Raw genomic sequence first — 12,815 nt, 5'->3', positions numbered from 1 at the left:
TCCTCCTGCACCCGCGCACGATCCTGCCCCGCCACACCAACGCCGTGACGTTCACCGTCAGCGACGACGCCGGGGCGGTGCTGCACACGGCGACGTTTTATTCCGTCGGCGGCGGCTTCATCGTCCGCGACGACGCAGACCCCGCAGGAACAGACACCGGGACAGGCAGTGCCGCCCCGGCCGGGACGGCCCCGGCAGGAACCGAGGAGGCGGATGCGCGGCCGTACCCCTTCACCACGGCCGCGCAGCTGCTCGGGCACTGCGCGGSGACCGGGGGCTCCTTTAGCTCGGTGATGCTCGCCAATGAACTGGCCACCCGCACCGAGGCGCAGGTYCGTGCCGGGCTGCTGCACATCCGCGACGTCATGGAGGACTGCAAGAACGCCTCCCTGACCCGGGAGGGGCTGYTGCCGGGCGGGCTGAAGGTCCGCCGCCGCGCCCCGGCCTGGCACGCCCGCCTGCTSGCCGAGGACCCGGACCGGGACCCGAAGTACTGGCAGGAATGGGTGAACCTGGTCGCCCTGGCCGTGAACGAGGAAAACGCCTCCGGCGGGCGCGTGGTCACCGCCCCCACCAACGGCGCCGCCGGCATCATCCCGGCCGTCCTGTTCTACGCCACCCACTACCTCCCCGGCATGGCCGAGGCCGGCACCGAACGCAGGGACGACCTCGTGGTGGCCTTCCTGCTCGCCGCCGCCGCCGTCGGGGTCCTGTACAAGGAACAGGCCAGCATCTCCGGGGCCGAGGTCGGCTGCCAGGGCGAGGTCGGSTCCGCCTCCTCCATGGCCGCCGCCGGCCTGGCCGAGGTCATGGGCGGCACCCCCGCCCAGGTCGAAAACGCCGCCGAGATCGCCATGGAACACAACCTGGGCCTGACCTGCGACCCCATCGGCGGACTCGTCCAAATCCCCTGCATCGAACGCAACGCCATCGCCGCCGCCAAGGCCATCAACGCCGCCAAAATGGCGCTCTGGGGCGACGGCAGCCACCACGTCTCCCTCGACGAAGTCATCATCACCATGCGCGAAACCGGCCGCGACATGTCCACCAAATACAAGGAAACCAGCCTCGGCGGCCTCGCCGTCAACGTCGTCGAATGCTAACCACCCCCACACCCAAGGCAAGAAAAAAGGACCCGTTCCCCGCCGTGACGGCGGGGAACGGGTCCTCAAATAGGGATGTGGAGATGGGGAGAATTGAACTCCCGTCCGATGTTGTTTCATCAGGGCTTCTCCGGGTGCAGTTTGCGGCGGTTTTTCTCGGCCCCAGCTATCTCGCAAACAAGTAGCTGCCAGGCCCAGTTGCATAAGAGTCCCCTAAGTTCCTGCAACGAAAACTTAGAGCAGTGGCCCTCTAAATGACGCCAGGATCCGGGACGAGAGCATTCCCGGGCTGACGGACTGTCTTACTGCTTAGGCAGCAAGAGCGAAGTCAGTGCGATTTGATTCGGCACTTATTGTTTTACAGAGATCGTTTACGAGATAACCCTGTATCCTCGACCCGCTTCACCTGTCTCGACAAACACCGTCGAAACCGATCRTCCCCTATTTTGTTGTCAATTCACTTCTTGTACTTACATCCCACGCACACCCGAGGGCTGTCCGTGGACTACCTAGTCTAGCGCACCGGGCGCCCGGATTATTCCCTACTTGTTGATCAGCCCGGCGGCCTCTTTGTCCCGGAGGACCACCAGCGCCGCGGCATCCACCTGCCGGGCAAACGCCGGGTCCTTCTGCGCGGCGGCCAGCAGGCCCTGATACATCGCCGGCAGGAGGCCCTGGTTGGTGCACAGGGCCATGGTGCCGCCGGCGGCGATGAAGTACACCCCGCGGTCCGCCACGGGCACGCCGGCGACCTGGACGGCGTCGCAGATGTCGTCGCTGACAATGATGCCCTTGAAGCCAAGGTCCCCGCGCACCATGTCATGGACAATCACCGGGGAGAACGGCGCCAGGTTGACGGGATCGATTTTCGGATAGTAGGCGTTGGAGATCATCAGCCACGGCACGCCGGCGGCCACGGCGTCGCGAAAGGGCGCCACGTAGGGGTCATTGCGAACCGTGATGTTGTCGGTGACGGCGCCGGAGACGTCCGTGTTGGCCGTGACCCGCCCCAACCCGGGAAAGTGCTTCACCGTGGGGCTGACGCCGGCGGCCAGCATGCCCCGGGCAAAGGCCAGGCCGTGGCTGGAGACGGCGGCGGGCGTGTACCCGAATTCCCGGCCGAAGGTCCCGATCGGCCCGTTCGACGGCGCAAAGGCCGCGCTCGGTACGGTGTCCATGACCGGTGCCAGGTTCACATTGACGCCAACGGCGGCCAATTGCCGTCCCCAGCGGGTGGCCTCGGCGGCCAGCGTCGCCGGCGGCAGCCCGCCCTGTTCGATGCCCTGGGGCATGCGGTCGAAGCCCGGCCCCTGCATGATCTGGACGAGCCCGCCTTCCTGGTCCGTGGCCACGAACGGACGCACCCCGGCGGTGCGCGTGCCGGACACGTGCCCGGCGGCCTCACGCACCACCGCGGCGATGCCCGCCCGCCCCGCGGTGCTGCGGCCCTTCATGAATACATTGCCGACGCCCAGCGTCTCCAGCGCGTAGATAGATTGCGCATCCGCCCCGGTCACCGGCGAGGAGACCATCATCACCTGCCCCACCTTTTGTGCCAGCGTCATCGACGCGAGCTTTTGGCGGGCCAGGTCGCCGGCCGGAGCGGACGACGACGGCACGGGCGTCGGGCTGCCGGCCGTCGGGGCCGCCGGGGCCGTCGTCGTGGGCGGGCCGGTCCCGGGGTGGGCCGATGATGGTGAGCTCGCGTCCGGTACCGGGGACGGCGGGTTGCGTAAACTGACGGAAGCGTTGATGGCCAGGGCCGCCGCCACCGCGAGAACCATCGCGACGGCCCCCGCGATCCACCAGGAACGGGTCCTTCGTGACACCGGTCCCCCTTAGCCGCGCTGGCGCAAATGGGCCGCGTTCAGGGCATCCATTTGTTCGTCGGTCATCTCATCGAGGATCTTGCGTTCGCCCTTGTCGGACGCCGCGAAGCGCACGAACATCAGGATCATGACCGGCAAGTCCATGATCTCGGCAATGAACCAGAGCCAGTCCCCGGCTATTTGCTGGTCGCGCAGGGGGTTGGGGAACCACGCCGCGTGCAGTCCCGGCACGGCGGCCACACCGTCCAGGACGTGCGGGGTCAGGCGCAACAGCAGGCCCGGGATGGCGTCGGCAAGCAGCTCAATGAACGCAAACACGAACTGCAGCATGATCAGCGAGGTGCTGGTGCGGGTTTTTTCCTCCACCATGGGCAGGATCATCAACAGCCCCAGCAGCGGGACGCCAAGTGTCAATGCCCCTTCCAGCGAAGGGTTGAGCCGGGTGGTCCCCGCCAGGGGTGTGAGCATCATGGACAGGACCACCAGCCCCACGACCGGCGGGACCGCGCTGTTGGCAAAAAAGGTCATGGGCCGCCGCGACACCCTGGCCAGCGCCGTTCGCAAGGGACCCGGGCGCACCGTCTGGCGGGCAAGGCCGATGGGCAGTCCCAGGGCCATGCCCGCCGGCACCACGAACAGCATGAGGGCGATGCGGATGGCGAACGCCCAGCGCAGCTGCGGCGAATAGGCGCCCAGGAAGCCAAAGTTGACCAGCGCGTAAGTGCCCAGTCCCAAGACATAGAACGCCACGGCGCGCCATAGTGGCCAGCGCCGCCCAGCCTTGGCGGCCCGGGCCAGGCCCAATCCGTAGAGGCCGCCGGCGACCACCATCAGGGCAAGGGCCCAGGGGTCGACGATCCAGGTGCCCAGCAGGACGTCGATGGCGGGGACCGCAGAGGCGGGTGAGAGCGGCATCGGCGGGACCTAGCCGCGGTTCTTTTCCCGCATGGCCCGCAAGGCCTCCCGGTTGTCCTGCTTTTCCCGCAGGGCCTGGCGCTTGTCGTAGTCCTTCTTGCCGCGGGCGATGGCGATCTCCACCTTGGCCCGGCTGTCCAGGAAGTACAGCTGAAGCGGCACGATGGTGAAGCCGGACTCACGCGTCTTGGACGCGATCTTCTCCAGCTCCTCCCGGTGCAACAGCAGCTTGCGTCTCCGCCTGGCCGTGTGGTTGGTCCAGCTGCCATTGAGGTATTCCGGAATGTAGACGGCCTCGAGCCACAGCTCGTCGTTGTAAAACGTGGCAAAGCCGTCCACCAGCGAGGCCCGCCCCTCGCGCAGCGATTTCACCTCGGTGCCCATCAAGACCAGGCCGGCCTCATAGGTGTCCATGATGTGGTAGTCGTGCCGGGCCTTGCGATTGGTGGCCACCACTTTCAGGCCACTTTCCTTCGGCACGGCGGACTCCTTCATGGGTGGACGGGCGGCCGGGGGCGGCCGCTGGAACAGCCAGTTTAGCAAGGGTGTCCGGGCGGCGACGACACCGGGCGGGGGCTACAGCAGGGTCATCGGGTTCACGGGGGTGCCGTTGACCCAGGTTTCGAAGTGCGCGTGGCAGCCGGTGGAGTTGCCGGTATTGCCGGTGTAGGCCACCAACTGGCCCTGGGACACATGCTGGCCGGCGGAGACCAGCACGGCACTGTTGTGGTAGAAGACGGTCATCAGCGCGTTGCCCTGGATCACGCCGTGGCTGATCCACAACACGTTGCCGCCACCGATCACCACGTTGGTTTGGCCGGCCAGTGTCACGGTGCCGGCGGCGGGGGCGTAGACGGGCGTGCCGCAGGCGGCGCCGAAGTCGATGCCGCTGTGCAGGTAGTAGCCGGTGCCGTTGAAGTCCATGGTGCCCGGCGGCACGGCCCGCCAGCCAAAGCCGGAGGTGATGGGGATATTGGCGGCAAACGGGTGGCGCAGGCCGAACGCGGAGACGTTGCCCGGCGGCGGCGCCACGTAGGGCGGGGGGACGTAGTTGTTGTTGCCGGCCGCGGCGGCCGCTTCCCGGGCTGCGCGCTCGGCCGCGGCCTTGGCCGCCGCGGCCGCCGCCTCGCGTTCCTTGCGCTGGCGCTCGGCTATTTCGGCCGCCACGTTCTCCTGCGCCTTCTTCACGGCGGTCAGCTTGGCCTGGATCAGCGGCTTCTGGGCGGCCAGCTTGGCGTTGAGGGCATCGGAGTCGGCGATGAGCTTGTCCACGGCGGCCTTCTTGGCGGCCGCCTGGTCGCGGGCCACTTGCTCGGCGGCCAGCGCCGCCTCCGCCTGCGTCTTGAGGTCCTTGATCTCGGCCTCAACCGCGGCCAGGCGCGCCTGGGCGTTTTGGTTGGTCGCCTTTTGGCTCGAGAGCCGCTCCAGGACGGCGTTTTGGGCGCGCATGGCCTGTTCGGCCATGTCGATGGAGTTGGCCACGTTGTCGGAGGAGCCCACGCCCAGCAGCAACGCCAGGTTGGCGGGCACGCCGCCGGCCTTGTACGACTGCGCCGCGATGCGCCCGATCAGACTCTTGGTGGCCTCCTGCTTTTTCGCGTCCGCGGCGATCTGGGCGGTGATCTTGTCCTTGTTTTGCTGGGCCAGAGCCACCCGTGCCGCCAGCGAATTGACCTCGGCGGTGGCCGCGCCAACTCGTGTCTGGGCATCCGTGAGGGCCTGCTGTGCGCCCGGAAGCTGCCCCTGGAAGGTGACCAGGTCGGCGGCGGACTTGGCGATCCCGGCGTCCACGAATTCCAGTGACGACTGCACGTTCTGCGCCTGCTGCGCCAGCGCGTTGGCCTTGTCCGTGAGGTCGTCGGCGTGCGCCGGCACCAGGCCCAGGAGCCCGACGACGGCGGCCGCGGCCAGGGCGGCCGCCAACCGTCCCAGCCAGGGCGACTTCACCCGGCCATCCCGTGCGTATGCTGCCGATTCCATCGTGGCCTGCTCCTTGCGTTGTTGTGCAACAGTGGGTGGTTTTGTGGGGTGGCAGCCGGTGGCTGCGCCATCCACGTGCGGTGGTGGTTTACACCTTGAGGTTTTTCCGTAGCGAGAAGGCGGAGGCGCCGGCCGCCAGCAGGACGCCGAGCAGGACCAGGACCGGGTAGATGATGAACGCCTGCCCGGGCGAGATGAAGGACATGCCGGGGTTGGAGGTGGCCAGGTAGCCGCCCATGAAGAACACGACGATGGCCCACACCGTGCCGGAGGCCAGCACCGCGCCAATGGCCGCGGCGATCGCCCCCTCGAGCACAAAGGGCAGCTGAATCACCGTCTTGGACGCCCCGACCAGGCGCATGATGTCAATTTCCTTGGCCCGCGACTGCGCCGAGAGCCTGATCGTGGTGGCGATCAGCAAGGCGGCGCAAACAATCATCAGCCCGGCGATGAACACGGCCACATAGGTGGCGATGTTCATGACGGAAAACAGCTTCTCCAGGGCCTTGCGCTGGTCCACCACGGAGTCCACCCCGGGCGTGGCGGCGAACGTCTCATTGACGATCTGGTATTTTTGCGGGTCGGTGARCTTGATCCGGTACGACGAGGGCAGGTTGCCGGCCTCCACGGAGTCCACCATGGGCGAGTTGGCGAACTGTTCCTTGAAGTGGGTCAGGGCCTCGGCCTGGGTCTCAAACTGCCAATTCTCGATGTACGGTTTCACGGCCGGGGAGGCGAGCATGCCCTCGATGGTTTTCTTTTGCTCATTCGTGACCGGGCCGGAGGCGCAGGTGGTGGTGGCCGGGATGTCGGTGCACAAGAAAATGGTGACCTGGACCTTGTCGTACCAGAATCCCTTCAGCTGCCCGATCTGCATTTGCAGCAGGCCGGCGGTGCCGACAAACGTCAGGGACACAAACGTGACGAGGATGACGGAGACGACCATGGTCAGGTTGCGGCGCAGCCCGCTCCCCAGCTCGCTCATGATGAAGGCAAGTCTCATGGGCGGGCCTCATCGATCATTCCGGCGGAGGCCGGTCCGGGCGCGGCCGGGTAGACCCGCTCCCGGTTGCGTTCGAGCCGGGGCGGCATGGACTCCTCGGCCGCGGCGCCGTCGCCATGTGTTGCGGCACTGACGGCACGCTGGCGGCGCGTCATGGGGGCGGCGTCGTCCGTCTTGTCCACGACGGCGGCCGCGGGTCCCTCGGATGGGGCAGTATGCGGGGCCCCGGAGGAGATGATCGGCATCATGGAGGTGTACTGGGCCCGAGCCTCGTCGCGGATGACGTGGCCGTGGCGCAGTTCAATGACGCGCTTGCGCATGGAGTTGACGATGTCGTCGTCGTGCGTGGCCATGACCACTGTGGTGCCGTTTTGGTTGATCTTATCCAGGATGTCCATGATGCCGGAGCTGGTGATGGGGTCAAGGTTTCCGGTGGGCTCGTCGGCCAGCAGGATGCGGGGCTGGTTCACGATGGCCCGGGCGATGGCGACGCGCTGCTGCTCGCCGCCGGAGAGTTCGGTGGGCAGGCGGCGCTCCTTGCCTTCCAGTCCCACCAGTTCCAGCACGCGCGGCACCTCGATGCGGATGGCGGCCCGGCTTTTGCCGATGACCTGCATGGCGTAGGCGACGTTGGCGAAGACGGTCTTGGTGTTGATGAGGCGGAAGTCCTGGAACACCACACCGATGCCGCGGCGGAATTTGGGCACCCGCCAGCTGGGCACATTGGCCACGTTTTGACCGGCCACGTACACGTCGCCGTGCTCGGTCCTGATTTCCCGCAGCACCAGGCGCAGGAAGGTGGACTTGCCGGAGCCGGAGGATCCCACCAGAAAAACAAACTCGCCGCGGTCCACTTCCAGGGAGACGTCATCGAGCGCGGGTTTGCTCTTGCGATCGTAAGCGAGGCTTACATTTTCAAAGCGAATCATGACTTTTCATTGCCCTTCCAGCGAACGGTACTGGCATGCCGGTGCCTGGGCCTTGGTTGGGGGAAGAAACCACCAGCGTTTCGACTATAGGCGGCAATGAAGGGACTTTGCTGCTTCCCTGCCGGTGTGTCGGGTGATGGAGTTGGAGGTCACGGTAGGGCACTCGTGGTGCCCTACACCCGCATTCCGCGTCGCATTTAGGAGTTTTCGGCGTTGCGGTTGTCCGCGCGCCACCGGATGCCGGCGTCGATGAAGTCGTCAATCTCCCCGTCCAGCACGGCCGAGGTGTTGCCGACCTCGTATTCGGTGCGCAGGTCCTTGACCATTTGGTAGGGGTTGAGCACATAGGAGCGCATTTGGTCGCCCCAGGAGGCCTTCACGTCCCCGGCCATGGCCTTCTTGGTCGCATCCTCCTCGGCCTTTTTCAGCAGCAGCAACCGGGACTGGAGCACGCGCAGGGCCGCGGCACGGTTTTGGATCTGGGACTTCTCGTTCTGCATGGAGACCACGGTCCCGGTGGGGAGGTGGGTCAGGCGCACGGCGGAGTCGGTGGTGTTCACGGACTGCCCGCCCGGGCCGGAGGACCGGAAAACGTCGACGCGGATGTCGTTGTCCGGGATCTCGATCGAGTCCGTCTGTTCGATCAGCGGGATGACTTCCACGGCGGCGAAGGACGTCTGGCGCCGGCCCTGGTTGTCGAACGGACTGATGCGCACGAGCCGGTGGGTCCCGGCCTCCACGCTCAGCGTCCCGAAGGCGTAGGGCACCTTGACCTCGAAGGTGGCGGACTTCAGCCCGGCCTCCTCAGCGTAGGAGGTGTCCAGCACGGCGGTCGGGTAGCCGTGGCGTTCGGCCCAGCGCAGGTACATGCGCAGCAGCATCTGCGCAAAGTCGGCGGCGTCCACCCCGCCGGCGCCGGAGCGGATGGTCACGACGGCCTCGCGTTCGTCGTATTCGCCGGCCAGCAGCGTAACGATCTCCAGGTCCTTGAGGGATTTTTGCAGGCTGGGGAGTTCCTTGCCCGCCTCGGCCAGGGTGTCGGAGTCGCCCTCCTCCTGGGCCAGTTCGACCAGGACCTCCAGGTCCTCGATCCGGGATTCGAGCGCGCGCAGCTTCTCCAGCTTTGACTGGGCGTGGCTGAGTTTGGAGGTGACCTTTTGCGCGGCGGCGGGATCGTCCCACAGATTGGGCGAGCCGGCCTGGTCGGAGAGGTCTTCGATGTCTTCAAGGAGCTTGTCCACCTCGGACACCTGCTCAATGGAGACGTAGGTGGCGCGCAGCGCCCGGATCTCTGCGGGAAAATCGATCTCTGCCATGATATTCAAGCCTACGGCATCCCCGGCCCCGACCTGCCCGGTTCAGTAGGCTAGAGCACCAGTTCGGCGCGGGCGGTGCCCGTGACGGTGATCCGGATGCCCGCCGGCACCAGGGCGCTGATGAACATCGGGTGCACGACGCCGGTCAGGCTCACCTGTGCGGTGCGCCCGTCCGGGCTTCCGGTCCCGGCGGCGAGCGCCACTTCGGACAGCGATGCGGGGACCTCATTGGATTGCAGATACTTTTGTGCCGCCGCGTTCACGCCCTGGCTGGTGAGCCACGTGCCGGGGTTGGTGTCGGCCGAGCCGCCGTGGAGCACGAACGTGTCCGCGGCGGCGAGCGCCGCGCCGTCGGCGGCGGACAGCAGCAACTTCCGCCCGATGTAGAGGCTGGATCCGGCGGCCACCACCGACACCAGCAGCACCGCGATCAACACGTACCCCACCAGCAGCACCATGATGTGTCCGCCGTCGGGGCCGGGGTCGGGGCGGGGGCGTGCGCCGTCGGGGCGCGGGGCGTCAATGGGGGGTCCGGTCACTTGAACCGGCCCACTTTCTGGGTTGCCGAGGATTCCACCGTGGCGGCGGAGAGCCTCACGCCGGGAATGGCGGTGACCAGAGGAAGGTCCACCTGCAGCCGGACGTCGGCGCGCACCAGGGCACCCGGGCTCAGGCAGCCGGCGTCGCACGTGATGGTCAGCGTGGCCCGGGACGCGTCGAAGCCCATGTCCGTGAGCGCCATGACGACGGCCTGGTCGGCGGCCTGGCGCGCCCGGGCAGCATCCGGCTGGAGGACATAGACCTTGGCGGCTTGGTCGGCGGCGCCCACCACGGCATAGGAGCCGCCCTGCAACTGGCCCACGGTCAGGATCAGGTAGGCGAGGGGAATCAGCAGCAGCACGGCCAGGAAGACAAACTCGACGATGGCGCTGCCGGCGTCCGTGCCGGCGGCGCTCCTGCGCGCGCTACCCGGGAATGACGGCATGCCCGCTCATCTCCAGGGATCGGCCGGGGCCCAGGAGCCCGATCAGCGGCAGGGGGCCGATCACCGTGACGGTCATTACAGCGATCCCGCCGTGGTTGATGACGGCCGCGCTGACGTGCTGCGCGTAGCCGGCGCCCAGGGCTGATTCCAAGAGGAGTTGGGCACGCTGTTCGGCGTCGCCGGCGGTCCTGTCGGCCAGTGCCCCGTAGCGGGCGGCGGAGGAGGCCGCGTCCGCCACCGTGTTGCGCACGTGCAGCACCAGGGCCAGCTGGATCAGGGCCAAAAAGAGCACCGTGACCAGGCCGGAGACCAGGACAAAGTCGACCACCGCCGAACCCCGCGCCGCGGTTCCGCCCGTGGCCCGCGGTGGGCTCAGCCGCCGGGCTGGACCTGTTCCATGGCCTGGTTGAACAGCTTGGCCAGGGCCGGTCCGGCGATGGCGAGCAGGCCGGCCACGAGGATGGCGCTCATCAGCGTAATGAGGACCCAGCCCGGCACGTCGCCGCGGCTGCCCTCCGGGTCCGGCCGCCGGCCCGGCGCCGCCACCAGGGCGTCCAGGCGCCGAACCCGGTCGAGGATGAATTGCTGGCAAAAGATCATCAGTGCCAGCGCCCATTCCAGTGGGCTGTGTAGCTTTCCCATGGTGCAACCCCTCTATGCGGTGCCAATTGACAGGTAAGGACAAACTCATCACAGGCCCAGTTCCAGCAGGGCCAGGCCGGGGAAGACGGCAAACACGACCGTCAGGGGAAGGACTCCAAACACGAGCGGAACCATCATGCCGATTTCCTTGCGCCCGGCGGTCTCCATCAGCTCCCGTTTGGCCACGTCGCGTACGTCCTGGGCCTGGGCGCGCAGCACGTCCGCCAGCGGGGTACCGCGGTTCACGGCCACGCTGATGGCGTCCACGAACCGGGTCAGCGCCGGGATCTTCAGCCGCTGCGAAGCAGCGGACAGGGCCTCCACGAGGGGCCTGCCGGTGCGGGTTTGGGCCAGCACCAAGGAAAACTCCGCGGAGAGCACGCCACTGGATTGCCGGCACACCCGCTCCAGGGCGCTGCCGGCGCTCTCCCCCGCACCGACCGCCAGGGCCATCAACTCCGCGAGCGCGGGAAACTCCGCCAGAATCCGAGCCCGGCGCCGGCGGATGCGGACCCCAAGCAGCCAGTCGCAGGCAAGGTACCCGCCCATGGTCAGGGCCAGCGTCAGGGCCAGTGCCGACGCCACGTTGACGCCGCCGGACACCGCCCACAGCAGGGACGACACCAGCCCGGCGAACAGGCCGCCGCCGGCCCACAGCAACTGGATGGCCCGAAATTCCAGGGCGCTTTCGGCCCGGCCGGCCTGCTCCAGCCGGGCGGCCAGGCCCTTGACGCCGATATTGAACCGTCCCAGCCGGCCCACGGTGTCGGCCAGGATCACGCGGAAGATGCGCTCCAGCGGCCCGAACAGGGCCCCGGGCTCTTCCGGCGCCAGCAGCCGTGACCGGCTGGCGAGGGATCGCAGCTGCGGTTCCACGCGCCGGGCAAAGCCCGGCCGGCGCATCACGGGCAGCCGGACAAACACGAGCCACAGTCCCAGGCCCAGGGCCAGGCCGGCGGCCAGCACCGCCCCGGCGTGCCCGGTCACTGCAGCACCCGTTGTTCCGGCGGCAACGCGCCGATGCGCAGCATGAGCCGGTAGCAAAAAAGTGACACGAGCAATCCACCGGCCAGCACGGCCCAGCCCGCGACGGAGTTATAGGCGGCGATGGCCTCCGGCCGGGTGGCCATCAACATCAGCACCACCCACGGCGCGGCGACGGCCAGCCGGGCCGCGTTGACCGTCCAGGACTGCCGGGCCTCCAACTCGCTGCGGGTGCGGGCATGGTCGCGCAGGAACTCGGACAGGGTGCCCAGCAGCCGGCCGAGGTCGGACCCGCCCACGTCCCGGGTCAGGCGCAGCGCCTCGATGATCCGGTCCGCCACGGGATCGGCCAGCCGGTTCTTGAGCCCCTGCAGCGCCCCGTCAAAATGGCCGCCGGCGCGGTAGTCGGCACCAAAGGCGATAAAGTCGCCGCGCAGCTCCGCCGGCCCCCGGGTGCCGAGCTGGATGAGGGCCTCGGGCAGCGACAGCCCGGCCCGGATGGCCGAACGCAGGTGATCGACGACGTCGGGCCACAGGGCACCCAGGAGCCGGGACCGCCGTCGCGCCCGCCAGCGCAGCGCCGCTACGGGCACATAGCCGCTGAACAGGCCGAAGCACACGGCGATGGGCACGGCGGCGGTCAACACGACGACCAGCAGCCCCGTGACCACGGCCAGCGCCAGGCAGCTGGCCAGCAGGGACGCCGGCGTCACCTGTGCGACCCCAGCCTGCTGCAGGAGTCCGGCGAGGCGGCTGCGCCGGGCACGCACGGGCGGATGCTCCGGCGCCGCCCAGCAGGCCGACCAGATAAGAAACAGGCCCAAGCCGCCCAGCAATCCGACCAGCGCCGACATCAGAGGTCTTCCATGAGCGCGGCAACGCTGTAGCCGGCGGCGGCGAACTTCTCCGGCGACGGCATGGCGGAGGTGGAGGGGGTGAGCCGGCCGTTAACGGTCTCGAACACGAGACCGGACTCGATCACGCCGTTTTCCACGCGCCGGCCCAGCGCGAGAATCTGCCCCACCCGCCGCCGTCCGTTGGGCAGCCGGACGCAGTGAACCACCAGGTCGATGCAGGCGGCCACGGTGGGCACCACAAACGCGGCTCCGGGATATGTCAATTCACAGCA

At 67.9% G+C, this 12,815-nt stretch carries 13 protein-coding genes, 1 other RNA gene and 2 pseudogenes; 1 reads left to right on the top strand and 15 read right to left on the bottom strand.

From position 1 onward, the window contains the following. On the top strand, positions 1–1,103 hold a 1,103-nt coding region (locus AB4Y80_RS10410; protein ID WP_442214034.1), incomplete at its 5' end, for an L-serine ammonia-lyase. Between the two features lie 75 nt (positions 1,104–1,178). On the opposite strand, the gene ssrA is transcribed toward AB4Y80_RS10410, so the two are convergent. The 15 genes and pseudogenes from ssrA to AB4Y80_RS10335 form a co-directional block, all read right to left on the bottom strand. Next, positions 1,179–1,545, bottom strand: a transfer-messenger RNA (tmRNA) gene (gene ssrA, locus AB4Y80_RS10405). Between the two features lie 100 nt (positions 1,546–1,645). Continuing rightward, positions 1,646–2,932 carry a glycoside hydrolase family 3 N-terminal domain-containing protein gene (locus AB4Y80_RS10400; protein WP_442214032.1) on the bottom strand — a complete coding sequence of 429 codons (1,287 nt, stop codon included), beginning with the start codon at positions 2,930–2,932 and terminating at the stop codon, positions 1,646–1,648. A 9-nt stretch (positions 2,933–2,941) separates the two neighbouring features. Then, complete coding sequence (locus tag AB4Y80_RS10395) at positions 2,942–3,847, bottom strand: cytochrome c oxidase assembly protein (RefSeq protein ID WP_442214031.1); 906 nt, start codon at positions 3,845–3,847, stop codon at positions 2,942–2,944. 9 nt (positions 3,848–3,856) lie between these two features. Then, positions 3,857–4,327: an SsrA-binding protein SmpB gene (smpB, locus tag AB4Y80_RS10390; RefSeq protein ID WP_442214030.1), complete on the bottom strand. Its 471-nt coding sequence runs from the start codon at positions 4,325–4,327 to the stop codon at positions 3,857–3,859. 96 nt (positions 4,328–4,423) lie between these two features. Then, the gene (locus AB4Y80_RS10385; protein WP_442214029.1) at positions 4,424–5,827 is read right to left on the bottom strand and encodes a peptidoglycan DD-metalloendopeptidase family protein; all 1,404 of its coding nucleotides are present in this window, start codon (positions 5,825–5,827) and stop codon (positions 4,424–4,426) included. A gap of 88 nt (positions 5,828–5,915) precedes the next feature. After that, positions 5,916–6,830 (bottom strand): permease-like cell division protein FtsX, encoded by a 915-nt coding sequence (gene ftsX / locus AB4Y80_RS10380; protein ID WP_442214028.1) that lies wholly within the window; start codon positions 6,828–6,830, stop codon positions 5,916–5,918. Between the two features lie 233 nt (positions 6,831–7,063). Next, positions 7,064–7,759: pseudogene (ftsE, locus tag AB4Y80_RS10375) on the bottom strand (cell division ATP-binding protein FtsE); the annotation flags it as partial. A 197-nt stretch (positions 7,760–7,956) separates the two neighbouring features. Next, positions 7,957–9,075, bottom strand: a complete 1,119-nt coding sequence (gene prfB, locus AB4Y80_RS10370) for a peptide chain release factor 2 (protein ID WP_442214027.1) — start codon at positions 9,073–9,075, stop codon at positions 7,957–7,959. A 50-nt stretch (positions 9,076–9,125) separates the two neighbouring features. Then, positions 9,126–9,614, bottom strand: a complete 489-nt coding sequence (locus AB4Y80_RS10365; RefSeq protein ID WP_442214026.1) for a pilus assembly protein TadG-related protein — start codon at positions 9,612–9,614, stop codon at positions 9,126–9,128. Next, positions 9,611–10,060, bottom strand: a complete 450-nt coding sequence (locus tag AB4Y80_RS10360) for a hypothetical protein (protein WP_442214024.1) — start codon at positions 10,058–10,060, stop codon at positions 9,611–9,613. The genes AB4Y80_RS10365 and AB4Y80_RS10360 overlap by 4 nt, the downstream gene beginning before the upstream one ends. Further along, entirely contained in the window at positions 10,041–10,388 is a 348-nt protein-coding gene (locus tag AB4Y80_RS10355) for a TadE family protein (RefSeq protein WP_442214023.1), read from the bottom strand. Before AB4Y80_RS10355 ends, AB4Y80_RS10360 begins: the two co-directional genes overlap by 20 nt. Positions 10,389–10,432: 44 nt before the next feature. Beyond that, positions 10,433–10,660 carry a hypothetical protein gene (locus tag AB4Y80_RS10350; RefSeq protein WP_442214039.1) on the bottom strand — a complete coding sequence of 76 codons (228 nt, stop codon included), beginning with the start codon at positions 10,658–10,660 and terminating at the stop codon, positions 10,433–10,435. Between the two features lie 90 nt (positions 10,661–10,750). Continuing rightward, complete coding sequence (locus AB4Y80_RS10345) at positions 10,751–11,689, bottom strand: type II secretion system F family protein (RefSeq protein ID WP_442214022.1); 939 nt, start codon at positions 11,687–11,689, stop codon at positions 10,751–10,753. Then, positions 11,686–12,540 carry a type II secretion system F family protein gene (locus AB4Y80_RS10340; RefSeq protein ID WP_442214021.1) on the bottom strand — a complete coding sequence of 285 codons (855 nt, stop codon included), beginning with the start codon at positions 12,538–12,540 and terminating at the stop codon, positions 11,686–11,688. Before AB4Y80_RS10340 ends, AB4Y80_RS10345 begins: the two co-directional genes overlap by 4 nt. Further along, a pseudogene (locus AB4Y80_RS10335) lies at positions 12,540–12,791 on the bottom strand (CpaF family protein); the annotation flags it as partial. The gene AB4Y80_RS10340 and the pseudogene AB4Y80_RS10335, both read right to left, overlap by 1 nt. Positions 12,792–12,815 lie beyond the last annotated feature (24 nt).

Origin of the sequence: Specibacter sp. RAF43 (assembly GCF_052114065.1) — a bacterium.
Classification (GTDB): Bacteria; Actinomycetota; Actinomycetes; order Actinomycetales; family Micrococcaceae; genus Specibacter.
This window is presented reverse-complemented; position numbering and strand designations above follow the sequence as displayed.